This is a genomic window from Burkholderia sp. Se-20378 (assembly GCF_017104665.1).
Lineage (GTDB): Bacteria > Pseudomonadota > Gammaproteobacteria > Burkholderiales > Burkholderiaceae > Burkholderia > Burkholderia lata.
On the sequence record NZ_JAAGPG010001146.1, the window covers coordinates 1 to 978 of the forward strand.

Here is a 978-nt window from a genome sequence, read left to right on the forward strand (position 1 = left end):
TGCCACTTCGCGGCGATGGCGCCCGGCACCAATCTCGGCGCGGCGTCGCCCGTGCAGTTCGGCATCGGGGGCGCCGCGCCGCCGGGCGGGAACCCCGCTGTACCGCGGGCGCCGGCCGGAACCTCGGGGGCGTCAGGAGCATCGGGGGCATCCGATGCGTCCGCCACCACGGCCGCGCTGCCGACCGATACGCAATCGACCGAGATCCGCAAGGCGATGCAGGATGCCTCCGCGTATATCCGCGGCCTCGCGCAGTTGCGCGGGCGCAATGCCGAATGGGGCGAGCGCGCGGTGCGCGAGGCCGTGAGCCTGTCGGCGAACGAGGCGCGTACGCAGCATGTGGTCGACCTGATCGCGCAGGATCCGGCCGACCTGGCTCGCCAGCTCGACGGCCACACCGTGACGACCACCGCCGGCACGGTGCGGCTCGCGACCGCGCATGCGCCGCTCGTCGTGCTCGAGCCTGACTGGCGCAGCCGCTTCCTGGCGATCATCGCCGACCCGAACGTCGCGCTGATCCTGCTGACGATCGGCATCTACGGCCTCTTCTTCGAGTTCGCGAACCCCGGCTTCGTGCTGCCGGGCGTCGTCGGCACGATCTGCCTGCTGGTCGGGCTGTTCGCGATGCAGTTGCTGCCGATCAGCTATGCGGGCCTCGGCCTCGTGCTGCTCGGTCTCGGCTGCCTGGTCGCCGAGGCGTTCCTGCCGACCTTCGGCGTGCTCGGGTTCGGCGGGATCGTGTCGTTCACGATCGGCGCGCTGATGCTGATCGACACCGACGTGCCCGGCTACGGGATTCCGTGGCCCGTGATCGCGAGCCTCGCGCTCGGCGGCGGGCTGCTCGTCGCGGGTGTATCGAGCGTTGCGCTGCGCGCGCGCCGCCGCCCGGTCGTGACGGGCGCCGAGGCGATGGTCGGCAGCATCGGCGAAGTGCTCGACGACGGCCTGCTGGCCGACCAGCCGCACGGTGCGGCCGGC

General features: G+C 72.4%; 1 pseudogene. It reads left to right on the plus strand.

Annotated elements, in window-relative coordinates:
- Positions 1–978 (plus strand): annotated as a pseudogene (locus G3N93_RS40660) (nodulation protein NfeD); the annotation flags it as partial.